Below are 20,246 nucleotides of genomic sequence, written 5' to 3'. Positions count from 1 at the left end.
ATTTTTATATGGAGAAAGTATAGATAAATTGAAGTTAAAAGTAAGTATAAAACATTTATGTATACCTAATCCATAGGTTTATATTGTTTAGATTTTACTTATTAATTATTTAAAGCTAGTTTAAGTAAGGTAAAATTTTTTTTACTATTTAAGTGGAAATTTATTTACAGTTTACTATAGTTACGACATTAAAAAGCATAACCTAAGGCTTAGGTTGGACATAAAAATTAACTATGCATGCAAATTAATTTATGACTACATATGCTTCAAAACAATTAAATTTTGGAGTACAAATGAAAAAACTACTGTTTATTGCACTTTTATGTGTAAGTTCACTTTTTGCAAAAGATTTTGCATTTACGGCGATTCCTGACCAGGATGAAACTAAATTAAAAGAGAGATTCTCTTTACTAGCTGATTATTTATCAAAAGAATTAGGTGTTAACGCGAAATTTATTCCTGTTAAATCATACTCTGCGTCAATTGCAGCATTTAGAAATAACCAAGTGCAATTAGCATGGTTTGGTGGATTATCTGGTGTTAGAGCAAGACTTATTGTTCCAAATGCAGTTGCAATAGCACAAGGTGTTGAAGACCCTAACTTCCACTCATTCTTAATTGCAAATACATCAACTGGTTTAGAAAAATCACGAGAAATTCCAGCAGGTGTAGAAGGTAAAACATTTACTTTTGGTTCAAAAGGTTCTACTTCTGGTAGATTAATGCCAGAATATTTCATTAGACAAGCATTTAACAAAGCTCCTAATGAGATTTTTGAAAAAGTTGGATTCTCTGGAAATCACTCAAAAACTATCGCATTAGTGCAAAGTGGTGCTTATGAAGTTGGTGCAGTTAACTATAAAGTATGGAAAAAAGAGTTAGCAGCTGGTAAAATTGATACTTCTAAAGTAAAAATTATTTATCAAACACCAGGTTACCCTGATTATAACTTCACTGCAAGAGGTGATTTAGATGCAACTTATGGTGAAGGATTTACTAAAAAATTACAAGCTGCATTAATTGCTATTAAAGATGAAAAAATCTTAAATTCTTTCCCTAGAAGTGGATTTATCAAAGCTTCAAATAAAGATTTTGATCCAGTATTAGAAACTGGTAGAAAAATAGGGATTATTGACTAATATGGCATTTAATCTTGTTAATGAATCAATATTCTATGATGATTTCAAAGCAATTGACTCTTTAACACTAAATATCCAAAAGGGCGAAAAAGTAGCTCTTTTGGGTAAAAGTGGAAGTGGAAAGTCGACATTATTAAAAAGAATGTTTGAATTACAAAAAGAGTTTTCTTCTTATATCCCTCAAGAGTTAGGTTTAGTAAATAACCTATCAGTTTTTCATAATGTATATATTTCAAAACTTGATACTAACTCTTTATTTTATAATATTAGAAATTTTATTATTCCATGTAAAAAACAAGTAAGTGGAATTTCTAATATTCTAAAAGATTTATTACTTGATGATAAACTATTTACAAAGTCTTTAAACCTTTCTGGTGGTCAGCGACAAAGAGTGGCAATTGCAAGAGCAATGTATGGACAAAGTGAAATCTTACTTGCAGATGAACCTGTTTCAGCTTTAGATGAGTTTTTATCAAAAAAAGTTATTGAAAAACTTAACTCTTCTTTTGAAACAGTAGTTTGCACAATGCACAATGTTGATTTAGCAATAGAAAACTTTGATAGAGTAATAGGTTTAAAAGATGGGGAAGTATTAGTAGACAAACACTCTTCAGAACTTACACAAGAAGATAGAAACAGACTTTACCATGCTACAAAGTAAGAGTTTAAATGTATCAGTTATATTTTTAGCTGTTGCAGTTGTATCATTTATATTTGCTGACTTTTCAATCTCAACTTTAGAACCTTTTTTAGAGTTAAAAAGATTTTCACTTGCACTATTTGAGATAAATATTCTAGAAGTTCCAAAACTAATTCCAGCTCTTTTTACTACGATTTCTATTGCGGTTGTTGCAATGCTTGTATCTTCAATCATTGGATTTTTTTTAGCCCTTATTTTCGAAAACTTTTTTGTAAGAATTACATTAGCATTTACCAGAGCTATTCATGAACTTTTTTGGGCTTTGATTTTTTTACAAATCTTTGGTTTAAATACTTTAACTGCACTTTTAGCAATTATCTTGCCTTATAGTGCAATTTTGGCAAAAGTATATGCTGAGATTTTACAAGAGCATGATACTTTTCCAAATGAATTAAAAGGGAAATCAAAAGTATCTTATTATCTTTATACAAAAATACCTGATGCTTTTCCTCACCTTGTAGCATATACTTATTATAGATTTGAGTGTGCTCTAAGATCAACTGCCATTTTAGGTTTTGTTGGAATCACAACTTTAGGTTATTATCTATCTTCTTCTTTTATGCAAGGTTATTATAATGAAGTATGGTTACTTTTAATCATGTTTTATATAATCATTGCAACTATTAGATGGTGGGTAAATAAATATACTGTTATTCCTGTAGTTGTAGCATCTTTATTTTATTTAGATGATTTTGGAACAGTTAGCTTTGATAACTTTATTAGGTTTATTACAAGTGATATAGTTCCTCATCCTATAAGAACAGATAAACCTTTTTCAGAAGTGATTGCTTGGTTTGAATCTATTTTTAAAGAGGAGATTTTAATTGGAGTTTTTAATACAATTTTATTAACTCAGATTTCTTTGGTCTTAACAGCTTTTTTAGCTCTTGCAACTTTTCCTTTAGTTTCAAAGAAGTTTACAAACAAATTTGTACGAACTCTTTCTCATATTTTTTTAGTAGTTTTAAGGTCAACTCCTGAGTATATTTTAGCATATCTATTTTTACAGATTTTTGGACCATCTATGCTTCCTGCTGCACTTGCACTTATGCTTCATAATGGAGCAATAATAGGTTTTCTTATGGGACAACAAACAGATGAAATAAATTTTAGACTTGATGTAACAAAAAAGAAAAATGAACTTTATTTATATGAAGTATTACCAAGAATCTATTCTCAATTTTTAGCTTTCCTTTTCTACAGATGGGAAATAATTATGAGAGAATCAGCTATCTTAGGGATATTAGGAGTTGCTACTTTAGGTTTCTTTATTGACTCTGCTATTGCTGATTTTAGACTTGATAAGATGATGTTATTATTAATAGTAACAACTATTTTAAATATCTGTATTGATTTGATTTCTAAAAAGAGTAGGGACTATTTAAAAGTAGAAAAGAGTATTACCTCTTGTGGATGTGATTTAAAATAAAAGAAGAGTTATCTTCTTTTATTTTTTAAATAATAATTTCGTTTAAAGCAGTATCTCTAACTTTTTGAATTTTAAAAGTTGCATTTGCAACTTTTCTTGCAGTATCTTCACCATATTTTTCAATAACAGCTTCAATACTATTTAACTCTTTTCTTGAGAAAAGTGATTTATCAAACTCTTCTTCCATCTTTATAAATTTTAATTCTATAAATTTATCTTTTGTAAGAACTTCAATATCTAAATAGTCAAGTAATTCTTGAATAATATATAATCTCTCATCTTCTTCATCTAAGTCTTCACTATTTGCAATAATCTCAAAAATCTCACCAATAACAACTGGTTCAGGATTTCTTTTATCTTTTATATAGTCTTCATTAAATATTTTTTCACCAGTTTTTTTTTGGTTCTCAAAATCCATTAAAAAAAGTAGAATAGCTACCTTTCTGTCATTTAGATGTTTTACATCTTTTTCAAGCATATATAAAATTGCATTTGCAATCTTTGTAATATCAATTTTCAATTTTTTCCTTTTAGATTATGTCTAATGCTTTTTCATTAAACTTATATGTTTTATGTGCTACTTTTGTAAGAATATCTTTTGCTGCTAAATCTTTAAAAAGTTTTATAAGTGTTGGTTTCGAAATAGAAATTTCATTCATAATATCACTATATGATGAGTGAAGAAGATTCTCTTTATCTAAGTTTCCAACAATATATTTTACTACATCAACTTGCTTACTGTCTGTGATAGCAGAAATTGTTTTAATAATATTTGAGTTCTTTTCTATCTCTTGTGATTGAATGATTGGAAAAAGAACATCATGTAAAGTATTTAATAGCTCTTTGATATTTATAGGTTTTACAATATAGTTTTCTACTTTTAGTTTAATAGCATCTAGTAGGTACTTTGTATCAGTGTGAGCTGTTGTTAAAATAGCTGGAATATTAATATGTTCATTCTCTTTTAGACTTCGTAAGAAATCTATTCCATTTTCATTTTCTAATAAAATATCAGAAATAATAACATCTACTTTTTTTGTATCAAGTATTTGTAAAGCTTCTTTTGATGTATTCACTGCATAAACATTCGCAACAAAATCATCAAGTATATCTTTTGTATGAGTTAATAGGGATTTGTCATCTTCTAAATAAAGAATATTAAACTTATTTAAAATATTTAGGTCTCTTTCTGACATTAGTTTGTTCCTTCTATTTGTTTGTCAATTGGTATATCTATAATAAATAATGCACCATGCTCTAAATTATATCCGTCTATTTTATTAAAAACATTCTTACATTTTATATTACCATTCATATGTCTTTCAATAATTTGCTTTGACATATAAAGTCCAATACCAGTTCCAGCACTTTTATATTTAGTAGTATAGTATGGTTCAAAGATTTGAGGAAGAATATTTTCATCAATTCCTTCACCATTATCATAGATATTTATTCTAGCATGACCTTTGTGCTCTTTGATGATAATTTTAATATATCTATCTTTTTTTAGATTTTTAAGGGCATCTTTTGAATTAGAGATTATATTTAAAAATACATGAGATAACTCATTATAAAAGCCATAAATTTTTAAATCTTTTTCAACTATTAGTCTTAGGTTGATATTATCTCTTTCTAAAATATACTTTGATAGCTCAATTGAGTGTTCAACACACTCTTTTAAGCTAAATGAAGATTTGTCTTTATTGGGGCTAAAGAAGTTTTGAAAATCTTCTAGTGTATTTGACATATTTTCAGCAAGAAGTATTGCATCATTTGTTTTTTGTTCAACAAACTCAAAAGATAGTTTTCCAAGTTCCATCTTTGTTTGAAAGGATTGAATAATCATCATTAAAGAACCTAGAGGTTGTCTCCATTGATGGGCAATATTTCCAAGCATCTCTCCAAGTGAAGCAAGCTTTGATTGCTGGAACATGATTAAATCTTTTTTTCTTGAGTTTGCTACTTCTTTTTGAATTTTGATTTCAAGGTAGTCATTAAGCTCTTGTAACTCTTTTGTTTTTTCATCAACTGCATCTTCAAGTCTAAAGTGAAGTTTTCTAAAGTTGTTGATTAGTAAAATTGATAAAATAATTGAGAATAAGAACACAAATACAATTGAGACATTTAATACAGTTGTTAAAGTACTAAAAGTTTTTAATGTTTCTCTTCTTTCACTAATCGCTAAGTTTAAGTCATAGTTAGAAAGATTTGTAATATAAATATTAATTGAATTAATCTCAAAATAGATTTCATTGATTAGCTCTGAGGTTTCTTGTGATTGACCTTCTTCTAAAAGTTTTACTGCTCTTTGGATTTTTCTATGTAACTCTAAAATCTTATTATTTATATTTGAAATAATACTATCTTGTAAAATTTGACTACTAGAGTGATAAGTTACTCCAAAAAGCTCATTGATTTTTCTAGTAACATAAGACTTTTTAAAGTTCGCATCTTTTGAAGTCTTTAGGTAACTATCCCAGTTTTTATTAATAAGTTGTTGTCCTAAAAGGATTATCTCTTTAGATTGTTTTATAGTGATATTGTTTTTTTGAATATCATATAAAGTGTCATAGATATTTATTTTGTAAGTATCTTTGATTTTTTCTAGTTTGATAATAGGTTTAGTTCTTTTTTCAAAAAGGATATCAAAGTCATTTTTTAAAGTGTAAATTGATATTTGAGAAAGAATAATAATAGAAATCATTCCACCTGTGATAATAAATATTAAAATAGAAGTTTTATAAGAAAAGGGTAAATCGTCGAAATAAGACCAAATTTTTTTAATCATATTTTATCTCTTTGAAGTTATTGTTTTTATATTCATATAAATATACTTTATTTAAAAGCTGATGGTTTTTATATTCAAGTTTTATACCTTCTAATGTATTATCAGGTAGGTTTTTAATTGCTTTTAAAAACTTAGCTTGTGTTATATCTCCATCAATTTGTCTTATTGCTTCAACAGTTGTTTTGGCTGCAAGGAAAGCTTCTAAAGAGATAAAACCTAATGGTTCTTTAGGGAAATACTTTTTCATTATATTTCTATACTCTGCTACTATTCTGATTCTATTATCATAATATGGTGGAACAACTTGTGAAAAAAGAATATTTGATGTTGAATCATTAAGTTCATTTACCATTTCATTTGCATCACCAAATGAGATATTGCAGAAAATTGTATCTTTAAAACTTTTATCTTCTTTTGCTTTTTTTATAAAATGAGCATTTGCTTCATATGCTCCAATCATAATTATTGCTTCAGGATTATGAGATTTGATTTCTAAAAATGCATGTCTTATTGAAAGAGTATTTCTTTTATACATTCCTTCACCTTCAATATTTAACCTTTTATTACTAAGAGACTTAATTAATGAAACATAACCTTCTTCTCCAAAGGTATCATTTTGATAGAAAACTGCAAATCTTTTTATACCTTTTTTATCATGCAAGTATGTGACAATTTGATCTATCTCTTCTTGATAAGAGCTTCTAAAGTTTATAAAACTTGAAAGTTGTTCATTTCTTAAAAATGATGCACCTGTAAATGGAGCAATAAATGGAATCTCTAACTTTGTTAGTTCAGGTAAGATGTTTTTTACTGTAGGAGTTCCCACTAAACCAAAAAGTGCAAAAAGCCTATTGCTATCAATTAGTTTACTTAAGTTCTCTTTTGTAAGTTCAGGTTCATATTTATCATCATACCAAAGAAGCTTGATTTTTTTGTTATCAGTAAGAAGTCCAATTTCATTTGCGTAGTTAAAGTATGCATTGGCACCAACATAAACATTGTGTCCCATGGCTTTCATAATACCAGTTTTAGGAAGTGAGGTTCCTAAATATAAAGTATCTTCATTAAACTCATTTCTATTTAGTTTTATATAACTTAAAACAAATATTAAAGTAAATATAAAAATATATTTTATCAAATAAAATCCTATGTTTTTTTAAGATTATAGCATAACAGTCAAACTTTTTTTACCAAAAAGTAACAGTTTCCTAACAAATGGTAAACTATATTTAACTATTTAAGTTTCATATAAGTTTTAAGTTAATAGAATAAAGTAAAATATTTTTTACCAAAAGGCATAGGTTATGCAGGAATTTATATATTATAACAAAGATGGAATAGATTTTCCATTACCTGAAACTATTTTAGTAACTCAAAGTTTAACAGATATCCCTCAAAATGAATATATTGTTTCTAATACAAAAGGTACACAAGCTGAACTTGTTGCCGATGAAATAGACTTTTATATCAAAAACTCACAAGACTCTTTAGCAAGTAAAATTAAAAATGTAGAAAAGCTTTATGAAATAAATGCTACTAAATTTGATTTTGCAAGAGATATGCTTTTCAAAGAAGAAGTTAATAATACTGTTTTACTTATTTGCGATAATGAACAAAAAAGTGAAGTTTTAAGATCAATGGTTCCTGATGAATTTGATCTTTTTCATGTAACTGAAGATATTGTTAAAGATTTAGACGGACAAATTGGAAACTTTACTGCAACTGTAGCAGATGGTGAAAAAGATGTTGATTTAAATATTAGTCAAGTTATTTGGTACAACCAAAAAGATATTGCCTGTAAATATTCAGGAATCTTTGACCCTGTAGAAGAGGGATTAGATGACGTATTAGCTCAGGTTAGAACAAACATCTCTAACTTTGAATATAGAAAAGTAATAGCTTATGATTCTTCAATTTGTCAATACCATGAAAGAAGAGAAGAAGTTTGTGGAAGATGTGAAGGTGTTTGTCCAACAAATGCTATTACAAAAATTGATGAAGTAAAACATTTAGAGTTTTCTCATGTAGATTGTACTAATTGTGGAGAGTGTTTTTCTGTTTGTCCATCAGGTTCATTAGAGTACACACCTCAAGGAAAAGAATCTATTTATAATGTAAGTACTTTCTATAAAGATACTCATCCTTTAGTTGTACCGTCAAAAATGAACCTAAAAAGTTTAGAAATAGAAGTAAAAGAGAATGTACTTCCTTTTGTTTTAGATACAGCACTATTTTTAGATGAAAGTTCTTTATTAACTATTACTCAAATGTCTGGTTCTCAAGTAGTAATTTATAATGATTACTTCTCAGACTCTATTAAAAACTCTATTCAAATTATAAATGATATTTATCAAGCAAAATATAAAAAAGATGCAATTTTAACAGCTACTACAGAAGATGAATTAAAAGAAAAACTAGAAGAAGTTTCTTTTATTGAGAACTCATACGTAAACTATAATCAACAAGGGCAAAGAAAAAGAGAAGTATTTGCAAGTAGATTAGAAAAGCTTGTTGGTGACCAAGACTATGGAACAGTAAAAACTGGTGAAGTTGTTCATTATGGAAAAGTAAAAATCAACGAAGCTAACTGTACTTTATGTTTATCATGTGTTGGAGCATGTAATGTTGATGCTTTAGTAGCAAATGCTGAAGATAATACATTAAGATTAAATGCATCAATTTGTACAGCATGTGGATATTGTGAGTCTTCATGTCCAGAAGCTGATTGTTTAACAATTGAAAGAGATGTAATTGAATTAAAACCAACATGGTTTAAAGAAGAAGTATTAGCACAAGATACACTTTTTGCATGTGTTGAGTGTGGTAAAGAGTTTGCAACAACTAAAGCAGTTGAAAAGATTGCAAATATGATGGGACCAATTTTTGCTTCAAACCCTGTAAAACAAAGAACACTTTATTGTTGTGAAGATTGTAAAGCAAAACTAATGATTAAACAAGGATTATTAAATGCATAGTAAAGAAATAGATAAAGCAAGACAGTTTATTTATAACGTTTTAGCAATGATTTTTTTAGAAGACCAAGTAAAAGATAATCAAGCACAAATACTTGAAAGTCTAAAGCTTTTATCTGAAAATCCATTTGATACTGATTTTGCAGAGTCTGTAAATAGTATTATCAAAGAGTTAGAATCATATGAAAAAGATGAGTTTTATGTTCAATATCAACAACTATTTTTAGTTCCATTTGGAAACTCAGTTTCATTAAGTGCTTCTTGGCACTATGATGAAAGAGAAGCTGGTTTAATGCTTTTAAAAGTTAGAGATATTTTAGGGAAAACTAAAATTAGAAAAGATGAAAAAGCCTTTACAGCACCAGAAGATAACTTTGGATTTATCTTTACACTTTGTGCTTATTTAATTGAGCAACAAGTAGAAGGTGAGATTAAAGAAAATTTACAAAAAGAGTTATTTAAAGAAGTAATTAATCCATTTGTTGAGAAGTTCTCATTCCAACTTGTATCAAGTGGTTCGGATGTTTATTCTCATGTAGGTTCTTTACTAAATATTTTCTTCAATTTTGAAAGATCATATTTAGAAGTTGAAAAAGTAGCTTAGGCTAAGGGAGTGAAACTCCCTCTAAGAACTTAAAGAGTTTTTAGAGGGTTTTTCACCCACTAATAAAATAAGGAGTTTAATATGGCTGATGAGTTAACTCAAAGAAGAGGCTTTATTAAAAGAGCAGGAATTGCAGCTACTGTTTTAGCTGGTTCTGTTGTAGCAACTGCTGCGACTTCTGAAAATAAAGACAGAGGAGAAGGAAGCAACGTTGGTAATGGTGTTGTAACTGGAACTTCTAACAAGAAAGAGATTCTGTATAAAAAGACTGCGGCTTGGAGCGAATTTTATAACGCTGCAAAATAATTAGATAGGAGAAGAAGATGAATATGCTTAAAAGCTTTGGAAGAAGAAGCTTCTTAAAGATGGCTTCACTTGCAACTGCTGTTACAGCAACTTCTGCCTTTGCTAGTACTAAGACAGTACTAAGAGATGCGACTGAGGATGAGATTAAAAATCCATTCCCAGGTTCAAAACTTGTAAAAACAGTTTGTACGCATTGCTCGGTAGGATGTGGTGTAATTGCTGAAGTTCAAAATGGTGTATGGGTTAGACAAGAAGTAGCTCAAGACCACCCGATTAGTCACGGGGGACATTGTTGTAAAGGTGCTGATATGATTGATAAAATCAGAGCAACTAACAGACTACAATATCCAATTGAAAAAGTAAACGGTGCTTGGAAAAGATTAAAATGGGATGATGCAATGAGCAAAGTCTCTGATAAACTTATGGAGCTTAGAGAGAAATATGGTCCTGATTCAGTTCAATTTTTAGGATCTGCAAAGGTAAGTAATGAGCAAGCTTTCTATATTAGAAAATTTGCTGCTATGTTTGGAACGAATAACATAGATCACCAAGCTAGAATTTGACATAGTCCAACAGTTGCCGGTGTGGCAAATACATGGGGTTATGGTGCTATGACAAATCATATTGGTGATATGCAAAATTCAAAAGCAATCATTATTTTCGGAGCTAATCCAGCTTCTAACCACCCGATTTCTATGCAACATATTTTAAAAGCAAAAGAACAAAACGGGGCAAAAATTATTGTTGTTGATCCAAGATATACTAAAACTGCTGCTAAGTCTGATATCTATTGTAGAATCAGAACTGGTACAGATATCGCATTTATGTATGGTATGATTAGACTAATCAAGAAAAATGGTTGGTTTGACAAGTCATTCATTAACGATAGAGTTTATGGTATGGAAGAAATCTTCGAAGAGTGTGAGAAGTTTACTCCTGAACACGTAGAAGATGTTACTGGATGTCCAAAAGAAGTATTAATTCAAGCTACTACTGCATATGCAGCGGCTGATCCAGGTGCTTTAATTTGGAATCAAGGATGGACACAACATACTATCGGTTCTTCAAACACAAGATTAGGTTCTATTTTACAATTAGTACTTGGTAACATGGGTAAACCAGGTGGTGGATGTAACATTCTTAGAGGTCACGATAACGTACAAGGTTCTACTGACTTAGGTTGTTTATCACACACATTACCAGGATATTATGGTATTAAAGAAGGTTCTTGGAAATACTTCTCTAAACAGTGGAATGTAGATTACGACTGGTTAAGAGGAAGATTCAAATCTAAAGAAATGATGGAAAAACCAGGATACAGTTTATCTTTATGGATTCATGGTGTAAATGAAAAAGAGAACGAAGCTAACAATGGTGGAGCTCCTTTAAAAGCACTAGTTTGTATCGGTAATGGTATTTCTACAATTACTCAAACGCACAAAGTAAAAGAAGCATTAGACAACTTAGACTTAGTTGTATTTATTGATCCTTATGTAAATGATGCAGCAGTTATCACTACAAGAAATGATAATATGTTCTTATTACCAGCAGCTTCACAAGTTGAGACTGAAGGTACAGTTGTAAATACTGCAAGAACTGCACAATGGAGATATAAAGTTGTAGATCCTTTATATGAAGCAAGAACAGACCACGATATCTTATTCGATTTCGCTAAGAGAATGGGATTCTATAAAGAGTTTATTGCTGGTATGGGTAAAGGTGAAAACTTTAAATGGCCAGAAGATGCTACTAATGAGATTGCAAGAAGTTTAAAAACTATTGGTTTCCAAGGTAGAACAGCAGAAAGAATTAAAAAGCATACTGATAATTGGCACTTATTTAACTCTACTTCATTAAAAGGTAAAGGACCAGTTTCTAAAGAATATTATGGTTTACCATGGCCTTGTTGGGATGAAAAACACCCTGGAAGTCCAGTATTATATAACATAAACTTACCAGTATCACAAGGTGGTATGGGATTCAGAGCTAGATTCGGTACTGAAAGAAACGGAAAGAGTTTATTAGCAGCTAATGGTGTTGCTCCAGTTGGTTCTAAAGTTAAAGGTGGTTATGCAGAAATCACTTATAAAAACATTGAAGAATTAGCAGGTGTTAAATTAACTGATGAAGAGAAAAAAGCAGTTGAAGGTACAAACTGGAAAACTGATGATAGTGGTATCCTAGTAAAATATGCACTTCAAGCTGGACTTGCTCCATATGGAAATGCTAGAGCTAGAACTATTGTATGGAACTTTAGAGATAATATTCCTAAGCATAGAGAGCCATTACACTCATTTAGACCTGATTTAGTTAAAAAATATCCAGCAGTTGACGATATTAAGAATCACTATAGAACAAATGTTAGATATAAATCTGAGCAAAATGCACAAGTATGGGTAAATGATTATCCAGTGAATATTGTATCAGGTAGAATTGTTGAGCATATGGGAACTGGTACTGAAACAAGAGCTTCTAAATACTTAGCAGAGCTTGCAGGTGAAATGTACGGTGAAGTACACCCAGAACTAGGTGCAAAACTTGGAATCAAAGATGGTGAAATGATGTGGGTTCATGGAACTGGTGGCGGAAAAATCAAAATTAAATGTGTACACAGTTTAAGAGTAGATGAAAATTCTGTATTCTTACCACAAAACTTCTCTGGTATCTGGAGTGGTGAACACTTAGGTAAGAGATATCCAGCAGCGACTGCACCATATGCATTCGGTGAGAGTTCTAACCAAGTTACAAGTTATGGTTACGATCAACAAACTTCTTGTCCAGAGACTAAATGTTCTCTAGTAAGATTAGAAAGAGCATAGGAGAATAAATATGGGAAAACAACCAGAATTTTCAAGAATGAAATTTTATTGTGATGAAAACCTATGTATTGATTGTAATGGGTGTGTAGTTGCGTGTAAAGAGGCTCATGAAGTTCCTGTTGGTGTAAACAGAAGAAAAGTTGTTACAGTAAATGAAGGTGTAGTAGGGAAAGAGATTTCTGTATCTATGGCTTGTATGCACTGTAGTGATGCTCCTTGTCAACAAGTTTGTCCTACTGATTGTTTCTATATCAGAACAGACGGAATTGTATTACATGATAAAGATGTTTGTATCGGTTGTGGTTATTGTTTATTTGCTTGTCCTTTTGGAGCTCCTCAGTTCCCTAAAGACGGTGCATTTGGAACAAAAGGTAAAATGGATAAATGTACTATGTGTGCAGGTGGTCCAGAAGAAACTAACTCTTCAGAAGAGTTCCATAAATACGGTCAAAATAGAATTTCAGAAGGTAAGGTTCCTATGTGTGCTTCAATGTGTTCTACTAAAGCGCTACTTGTTGGTGATGCTGACGAGGTTGCTTTAATTAAAACATATAGAGCTACGCACAAAGGAAAAGGTATCGCAACAGAATCTTATGGATGGTAATATAAATGGACAATAGCTCGTTTTACGAAAGAAATAAGGCATATATTTTAACATTTCTAGGGCTATCATTAGTGGGATTTGTATTTATTGAGTTCCTGATGGTAATTGACTGGAACTACTTTATTAAGTACAAGTTAGCAATCCTATTTACAGGGAACCTGGATGGAGTTTTAACTCCACCAAGTTCTACTTATGAAGCAATGGTTAATAAAGCCTTTGGACCAGGATATGAAGCTTTTGCTCCTGAGATAATCAGAGCAAGTAATGAAAGACAGCTTTTTATTTGGTGGGTATTTGTTGCTGAAATTGCAATTTTTTGTTTTATGTATGTTAAGTACGGTAGAAAAGAAGCTGTTATTACTAAACCAGATGACGAAGTTCAAGTATTCTCACTATTTCAAAGATTTGTGATGATTGCAAATATTTTAATCGTAATTACTCTTATAATTACTGGTTTTAATATTACTTGGGGACTAAGATCTGGCGGTGGTGATATCGCATTTTTCTTAAGAGGATTACATGAAGTTACTGGAATTGCATGGTTTCCAATTTGGCTATTAATGAGTATTATTGCATTTAAAGATGCTAAACTTTTATTCAGAAATAGTTTAACAAACAAGATTATCCTTCCTGGTAAGTATAAGCCTATGAAAAGAATTATTTATTTCTTCTTTGTAATGATGGGTGGAGGTTTACTAGTTAGTGGTTTCTTAATTTGGTTCTTACATCCGGATGCATTCACTCATGGTGAATTTATTCAGTTTAAGAGGTTACTTTTATATATTCACTTTGGTTCATCTGTTATGATTATGTTCTTCATGATGGACTTTGTTTATTCTGTAGGAGTAGCAATAAAAGGAAACTTAAAAGGTATTATTACTGGAAAATATCCAAGAGAACATTTAGAGCAATTAGCACCAGATGTTTTAGCAGATATTGAAGGAAAAGGGAAATAGTATGACTAAGCCATACAGAAGTGAAAACTTCTGCCCTTTTCATACAAACTCTTCACAATACTGTAAAGAAGTGATTATTGATAGAGTCTATGAAGATGGGTCAGAGATTTTAGAAGATTATGTTATTAGAGAAGAAAAAGTAGAGTTTTTTTTAAATGGTGAAAAGTTTTTATCAGTAATGACAATTGCCAAAAACCAAGATGCTCATATTGTTGGATTTTTATTAAGTGAAGCTGTTATAAATAGTGTAGATGATATTCAAACAATCAATGTAAGTGAAGATGGTTTAAAAGTAGAAGTTATTGCAAATGTAAGTGAAGAAGGTTTCCAAAACCTATTTAAAGAGAAAACTTTAACTTCAGGTTGTTGTGTTGGTGTAACAGGAAATGCAGAGAAAACTTTTGATTGTGCCTTTGTAAGTACTGACTATACTGTAAAAGCAAAAGATATTTTAGCTCATATGAAAGAGTTTAATACACCAAGTGAATTATTTGATAATACTGGATGTGTTCATAAAGCAGAATTAGTGCTTGAAGATGGTACAGTATATATTTCAGAAGATATTGGAAGACATAACGCTATTGATAAAGTTATTGGACAAGCTAGTTTAGAAAGAAAAGATGTTAAAAGAGCTGTTCTTTATGCTAGTGGAAGATTATCAATGGAAATGGTTGTAAAATGTGTTATGCATAAAATACCAATTGTTGTATCTAAAGCAGCAGTAACATTCCAAGGTATTAAAAGTGCTAACGAACATGGTATCACTTTAATTGGTTTTGCAAGAAACAAAAAAATGAACCTTTATACTCATACAGGAAGAGTAGATGTCTAGTATAGATGACAATATAAATATACAACTTGATAATACACAAAAAGAGTTACTTCTTACAAACTTAGATGCAGATGGAAGACTATCATGTCTTAAAGCTTTTAAAGTAGCAAGATTAATTGGTAAAAAGCCAAGAGAAATGTCTGCTGTTACAAAGAGTTTAGGAATAAGAATTACTAATTGTGAATTAGGAGTTTTTGGAAAGTTAAAGTTCTTTGATCCAAATATTGAAGTATATAAAAACTTAAAAGAAAGCTACAGTGGAACTAAGCAATTAGCGTGTAAAGTTCTTTTTGAAGAAGCAAGAAATAGTAGTTTAAGAACTGTTGGTTCTACAGTTAAAAATTCTGACATTGAAGTTACAAATTGTCAGTTAGGTTGTTTTAGAGAAAGAAAGGGTAAGAAAGTTGCTAAAACTAAATAGTCTTCAATATCATAAATTAGAAGATAGTTGTTTAGATATTTTATCTTTAGATGCACTTACTCCAAATGAGTTTTTTGATGATTTATCAAAAGAGTATAAAGATAACTTTGGCTTTAAAAAGTTTAAAACTTTTTCTTTTTCAAAAGAGGGCTTTTTAGGTCTTTTTTTAGAACTTAATTCAAATATTGCTGTAAGTTTAGGTGAAAGTAAAGCATTAATTGATGGTGCAAAACTATATGAGAAGCTTGGATTTAATGTTCATTGGCTTTCTTTAAATAAAGATGGAAAAGTAAATTTATATGATTTAGAAAATAAAGATATAGATTTTCTTTTTTTATCTTCTTACGTAATGGATACTTTTGTTAAAACTTCACTAGAAGAGGTTAAAACTAAAACAAAAGCAAAAATTATCTCAAATGCAACTGCTCATAAAGATACTCTTAGTGATGTGATATATTTTGATTCTTATAAACTTTTTGGGGTTTGTTCAGCTTCTGTTTTACTTTTCAATGAAGAAGAGTTTGAACAGCTTTCTATAGGTCAAATTGATACCTTTGCTGTAAAATATACTTTAGATGGAATAAAAAATCAAAACTTTAATCATGACTTGAAGCAAGAGTTTTTAGATGAATTAATTGTATTATTCAAAGATGATATCTATTTTTTTGTAGAACCAAGTGAAACACTAGAGTACTCTTTACACTTTGGATTAAAAGGAATAAAAGCAAGGGAATTAATACGAACACTTGCTTTAAATAAGATTTTTATTTCAAATGGAGAAGGGTGTTCTTTAGGACTTTCTAAACCCTCTCAAATAATTCAACAGATGGGTTATGATGAGCTTACTAGTAGAAACTCTATTAGTTTGTCATTTTATAAAACTAATGAAGAAATAGATGTTAAAAAAATAGTAAAAACTATCTATTTAAAATATAGACAAATTAAGGCTTTAAATGAAGAATAAAATATTTATTAGCTTAGAAGAAGCAATCAAAAAAAGTTTAGAGTTAGCAGATACTTCAACTTTAATTGAATCAATTCCTTTAGAAAAAGCATTAGGAAGAGTTTTATCTAAAGATATTATTTGTATTAAAAACTTACCTGCTTTTAACAACTCTGCAATGGATGGCTTTGCTGTAAAAGCTAGTGATGCAGGAAAAACTTTAACAATAAAAAGTAAAATCTTTGCAGGAGATAAAGGAAGTTCTGCTTCTTTAGCTGAAAATGAATGCTACAAAATAATGACTGGTGCAAAAGTTCCAGACGATGTAGATACTATTATTCCAATAGAGCTTTGTAGTGATGTTAGCGAAACTAAAGTAACAATTCCAAGTGAAATCAAAAAAGGAAATCACCTAAGACTAAAAGGTGAAGAACAAAAAGAAGGAAATAGTTTAATTACAAAGGGTGAAACTATAAATTTCTCTCATATAACTCTTTTAGCTTCACAAGGAATCACAATGGTAGAAGTTGTAAAGAAAATCTCTATTGCCGTAATCTCAACTGGAAATGAATTAAAAGAGCCTTGGGAAACATCTGATGATGAAGAGATTTATAACTGTAACTCATATGGAATAATCTCTTTATTAAATCAAAAAGGTTTTGAAGCTTCTTATTGTGGAGTTATCCCTGATAATTTAGAAGAGTCTTCAAATTGTATTTCAAATCTTAAAAAATATGACGTAGTTATTTCAACTGGTGGTATCTCTATGGGAGATGCTGATTTTATTTCACAAGCTTTCAAAGAAAATGGTTTAAAAGTTGCCTTTCATGGAGTAAATATTAAACCTGGAAAACCAATTATGATGGGTAAAATGGATAATACTGTAGTTATCTCTTTACCTGGAAATCCTCTTCCTGCTTTAATAAATACATATCTTTTCATTTTGCCAGTACTTAGTAAAAAACAAGGAAGTAAAGCCTTTTATCATGATACAACTTTTGCTATGAATACTCAAAGATTTACTGTAAAACAAGGAAAAGTAAATATAGTCCTTGGAAAAGTAGAGAGTGGAAACTTTAAAGTTACAAGGGAAAATAAATACGGTGCTGCTATGATTACAGCACTTTATGAGAGTAATGCTCTACTTGTAACAAATGAAGAAAGAGCTTCTTTTGAAGTAGGAGAAGAAGCACATCTTATAACGTTTGATAGCAATTTAGTAGAAAAAGAGTCATATATTTTTAACTAATTGACTCAAACCATATCTTAGAAAAAGCAGTTACTGCTTTTTCTATTTCTTCTTCTTTAAATCCACCAAATCCCATCATCAAAGCTTGCCAGACATTATTTGTTCACTCTTTTTTATAATGAATTTTACTAACAGTTAAAAAATAGAAAAACACTATAAAATGATACTTTTGTAATATCTTATTGATGTAAAATAAATTTATGAAAGAAGATTTATTTGTACTTGGGTCATGCTTAGTTATGTACCCTTGTTTATATTACGTATTTTATCTTGGAATTGTTAGTTAAAAAAGAGTTTGAAGCATAAAAAAAGGCTAGTAGTTTTACTAGCCTTTTAAAGAGTTAAATGTGATTCTTCGTTTATGAAATCTTAACTGTATTCTTCAGTTAATTTGTCATAAAATTTAACGTATTCAGTATCACCTTTATCTCTAGCTTTCATAGCTGGTCTTGGGTGTTCATTTAAGTGACCTGTAATGATGTACGGTACGCTTGGACCCCAGTCTAACTCCTTTTCTAAAGCAACCATATGCTCTTCAATGAATTTTAATACAGGAGCTAATTTGTATTTTGGATTTTTTAAGAACCCAAGTAATAATTCCATAGCACAGTTTCCTGCACCTCTACCTAATCCACTAACTGTTACATCAAGGTAACTAGTTCCATAAATCATAGCTTCTAAAGTATTTGCATATGCAAGTGTCAGGTTATTGTGCGCATGGATACCAACTTTTTTACCAGCTGGTTTTGCAAATGATAAATATTTGTCTGTTAGTTTATTGATTTGTTCTGGATAAAAAGAACCAAAGCTATCTGCAATATAGATTACATCTACATTTGTTTCAGCTAATTGTGTTAAAACTTCTGTTAACTCATCATCAAATGATTTTGAAATAGCCATGATATTACATGTAGTTTCATAACCTTTTGCATGGAAATCTTCAATTAACTCAATAGCTTCTGGAAGCTGGTGAATATATGTAGCAATTCTAATCATATCAACTACTGATTCAGATTTTGGTGGAATCTCTTCTTTAATAGTTCTTCCAACATCTGCCATAGTAGCAATTTTCATATTAGTATTGTTTTCACCTACAATTCTTCTAATATCCTCTTCTTTACAGAAGTTCCATGGTCCATACTCATCTTCACTCATAACAGTTGGTGATACATTTTTACCGATTTCCATATAGTCAATTCCAGCCGCAACACACATTTCGTAGTGAGCTTTTACAAAATCATCAGTAAAGTGGTAATTATTAACTAGTCCACCATCTCTTATAGTACAGTCAAAAACTTTTACGTCTTTTCTAACCGAAAGTATAGAACCTTTTCTTTCTAACATAATATATCCCTATTTTTAGTAATTAAATGTGACAAGAATGATACCTTAAAGTTATAAAAAAAATTATTAAGCACCATTAAAATTGACGTCTTTCTTGGCCTTGGTAACTTTTTGGTGACACAGAGTCTCTAATCTTTAGCGTATCTTTTCCTTCAAACTGCATATGACTTGTGCTCTCTACATTTTTATCGGCAATTTTGCTTAAACTATGTGAAATATGTTTTACATTTTCAGCAATATCTGCATTTCTTTGAGTTAAAACATCAATATTTGAAACTGTTGAGTTAATTTGAGATATTCCTCTTTCTTGCTCTATAGAAGCTTCAACTACATCTTGAATAAGTTTTGTAGTTTCATTGATATTTTCATTTAGTATTCCATAGCCTTCAATCATCTTATCGGCAATTGTTTTACCTTCATTTGCTTTACTTGTGGCATTTTCTACTAAACTTTTTATCTGTTTTGCAGCTTCAGCAGATCTAGCTGCTAGGTTTCTAACTTCACCAGCAACAACTGCAAAACCTTTTCCTGCTTCACCAGCAGTTGCAGCTTCAACAGCAGCATTTAGTGAAAGAATATTTGTTTGAAATGCAATTTGGTCAATCATCTCAACAGCCTCATGTACAGCATTTGTTGAGTTATTTATCTCATCCATTGCTTGAACTGTTTGTGAAGATAAGTTCATACCTTCTTTGATTTCATCTTTTACATTTTTACCATAAATTGACATCTCTTTTGCTGTTTGTGAAGTAGATACAATTCTATTTGTAATCTCTTCAATTGCAGCAGAAGTTTCTTCTAAAGATGCAGCTTGTGAAGATGTGGCTTCAGAAAGGTTAGTACTATTTTCAAGTAAAACCTTTGATTCTTTTTGCATAACAAGACTTGTTCTATACGTTGACATAAGATTTTTAGTAATCTCATCTTTTAAGTAGTTTACTCCAATTGATAAGTTTTTTAACTCTCCGCCACGGAATAAATCTTCATTTATACTTGTTAAAAAGTTTTGTTTAGAGTATTCATCTAATACTTTATCAATCTCTATTAAAGACTCTTCAAGCTTATTTGACATCTTATTAAAAGTCTTAGCAATATAGTTTAGCTTTGCATTTGATGTAGTTTTTGTAATTCTATCATCAA

At 30.0% G+C, this 20,246-nt stretch carries 18 protein-coding genes and 1 pseudogene; 13 read left to right on the top strand and 6 right to left on the bottom strand.

The window, feature by feature from the left end:
* Window positions 1-293 precede the first annotated feature (293 nt).
* From CRV02_RS08490 to CRV02_RS08480, 3 genes are read left to right on the top strand one after another with little or no spacing between them, the layout of a single operon-like run.
* The gene (locus tag CRV02_RS08490) at window positions 294-1,139 is read left to right on the top strand and encodes a putative selenate ABC transporter substrate-binding protein (protein ID WP_129089968.1); all 846 of its coding nucleotides are present in this window, start codon (window positions 294-296) and stop codon (window positions 1,137-1,139) included.
* A 1-nt stretch (window position 1,140) separates the two neighbouring features.
* On the top strand, window positions 1,141-1,800 hold the full coding sequence (locus tag CRV02_RS08485; RefSeq protein WP_129089967.1) for an ATP-binding cassette domain-containing protein: 660 nt from the start codon (window positions 1,141-1,143) through the stop codon (window positions 1,798-1,800).
* Window positions 1,787-3,268, top strand: a complete 1,482-nt coding sequence (locus CRV02_RS08480) for an ABC transporter permease (RefSeq protein WP_129089966.1) — start codon at window positions 1,787-1,789, stop codon at window positions 3,266-3,268. The genes CRV02_RS08485 and CRV02_RS08480 overlap by 14 nt, the downstream gene beginning before the upstream one ends.
* 25 nt (window positions 3,269-3,293) lie before the next feature.
* On the opposite strand, the gene CRV02_RS08475 is transcribed toward CRV02_RS08480, so the two are convergent.
* The 4 genes from CRV02_RS08475 to CRV02_RS08460 are packed head-to-tail and all read right to left on the bottom strand — an operon-like array spanning window position 3,294 to window position 7,194.
* Window positions 3,294-3,788, bottom strand: coding sequence for a type II toxin-antitoxin system antitoxin SocA domain-containing protein (locus CRV02_RS08475; protein ID WP_129085213.1), 495 nt, complete (start codon window positions 3,786-3,788; stop codon window positions 3,294-3,296).
* Window positions 3,789-3,798: 10 nt separating this feature from the next.
* Window positions 3,799-4,464: a response regulator gene (locus CRV02_RS08470; protein ID WP_129085212.1), complete on the bottom strand. Its 666-nt coding sequence runs from the start codon at window positions 4,462-4,464 to the stop codon at window positions 3,799-3,801.
* Window positions 4,464-6,056 carry a sensor histidine kinase gene (locus CRV02_RS08465; protein WP_258239264.1) on the bottom strand — a complete coding sequence of 531 codons (1,593 nt, stop codon included), beginning with the start codon at window positions 6,054-6,056 and terminating at the stop codon, window positions 4,464-4,466. The genes CRV02_RS08470 and CRV02_RS08465 overlap by 1 nt, the downstream gene beginning before the upstream one ends.
* Entirely contained in the window at window positions 6,049-7,194 is a 1,146-nt protein-coding gene (locus CRV02_RS08460; RefSeq protein ID WP_129089965.1) for an ABC transporter substrate-binding protein, read from the bottom strand. The genes CRV02_RS08465 and CRV02_RS08460 overlap by 8 nt, the downstream gene beginning before the upstream one ends.
* Before the next feature lie 166 nt (window positions 7,195-7,360).
* Here CRV02_RS08460 and CRV02_RS08455 point away from each other — a divergent pair, with 166 nt between their 5' ends.
* The 10 genes from CRV02_RS08455 to CRV02_RS08410 all read left to right on the top strand — a co-directional run bounded on the left by CRV02_RS08455 (window position 7,361) and on the right by CRV02_RS08410 (window position 17,762).
* Window positions 7,361-9,031, top strand: coding sequence for a 4Fe-4S dicluster domain-containing protein (locus CRV02_RS08455; RefSeq protein ID WP_129089964.1), 1,671 nt, complete (start codon window positions 7,361-7,363; stop codon window positions 9,029-9,031).
* A complete protein-coding gene (locus tag CRV02_RS08450) occupies window positions 9,024-9,632 on the top strand; it encodes a molecular chaperone (RefSeq protein WP_129089963.1) in 609 nt (202 codons plus the stop codon). Before CRV02_RS08455 ends, CRV02_RS08450 begins: the two co-directional genes overlap by 8 nt.
* An 81-nt stretch (window positions 9,633-9,713) precedes the next feature.
* The gene (locus tag CRV02_RS08445) at window positions 9,714-9,938 is read left to right on the top strand and encodes a formate dehydrogenase (RefSeq protein ID WP_129085208.1); all 225 of its coding nucleotides are present in this window, start codon (window positions 9,714-9,716) and stop codon (window positions 9,936-9,938) included.
* A gap of 17 nt (window positions 9,939-9,955) precedes the next feature.
* Entirely contained in the window at window positions 9,956-12,757 is a 2,802-nt protein-coding gene (locus CRV02_RS08440; protein WP_129089962.1) for a molybdopterin-dependent oxidoreductase, read from the top strand.
* Window positions 12,758-12,767: 10 nt separating this feature from the next.
* The gene (gene fdh3B, locus CRV02_RS08435; protein WP_129089961.1) at window positions 12,768-13,361 is read left to right on the top strand and encodes a formate dehydrogenase FDH3 subunit beta; all 594 of its coding nucleotides are present in this window, start codon (window positions 12,768-12,770) and stop codon (window positions 13,359-13,361) included.
* 5 nt (window positions 13,362-13,366) lie between these two features.
* Window positions 13,367-14,317 (top strand): cytochrome b/b6 domain-containing protein, encoded by a 951-nt coding sequence (locus CRV02_RS08430; protein ID WP_129085205.1) that lies wholly within the window; start codon window positions 13,367-13,369, stop codon window positions 14,315-14,317.
* A gap of 1 nt (window position 14,318) precedes the next feature.
* Window positions 14,319-15,149, top strand: a complete 831-nt coding sequence (gene fdhD / locus CRV02_RS08425; protein WP_129085204.1) for a formate dehydrogenase accessory sulfurtransferase FdhD — start codon at window positions 14,319-14,321, stop codon at window positions 15,147-15,149.
* Window positions 15,142-15,570 carry a ModE family transcriptional regulator gene (locus CRV02_RS08420; RefSeq protein WP_129089960.1) on the top strand — a complete coding sequence of 143 codons (429 nt, stop codon included), beginning with the start codon at window positions 15,142-15,144 and terminating at the stop codon, window positions 15,568-15,570. Before fdhD ends, CRV02_RS08420 begins: the two co-directional genes overlap by 8 nt.
* Window positions 15,554-16,534 (top strand): cysteine desulfurase, encoded by a 981-nt coding sequence (locus tag CRV02_RS08415; RefSeq protein ID WP_129089959.1) that lies wholly within the window; start codon window positions 15,554-15,556, stop codon window positions 16,532-16,534. The genes CRV02_RS08420 and CRV02_RS08415 overlap by 17 nt, the downstream gene beginning before the upstream one ends.
* Window positions 16,524-17,762, top strand: a complete 1,239-nt coding sequence (locus CRV02_RS08410; protein WP_129089958.1) for a molybdopterin molybdotransferase MoeA — start codon at window positions 16,524-16,526, stop codon at window positions 17,760-17,762. The genes CRV02_RS08415 and CRV02_RS08410 overlap by 11 nt, the downstream gene beginning before the upstream one ends.
* Before the next feature lie 369 nt (window positions 17,763-18,131).
* Here the strand turns inward: CRV02_RS08410 and CRV02_RS08405 are convergent, their stop codons facing one another.
* Entirely contained in the window at window positions 18,132-19,106 is a 975-nt protein-coding gene (locus tag CRV02_RS08405; protein WP_129089957.1) for an aldolase catalytic domain-containing protein, read from the bottom strand.
* A 76-nt stretch (window positions 19,107-19,182) separates the two neighbouring features.
* Window positions 19,183-19,755, bottom strand: a pseudogene (locus CRV02_RS15135) (methyl-accepting chemotaxis protein); the annotation flags it as partial.
* Between the last annotated feature and the right edge of the window lie 491 nt (window positions 19,756-20,246).

It is taken from the genome of Arcobacter sp. CECT 8989 (assembly GCF_004116715.1).
Classification (GTDB): Bacteria; Campylobacterota; Campylobacteria; order Campylobacterales; family Arcobacteraceae; genus Halarcobacter.
This window is presented reverse-complemented; position numbering and strand designations above follow the sequence as displayed.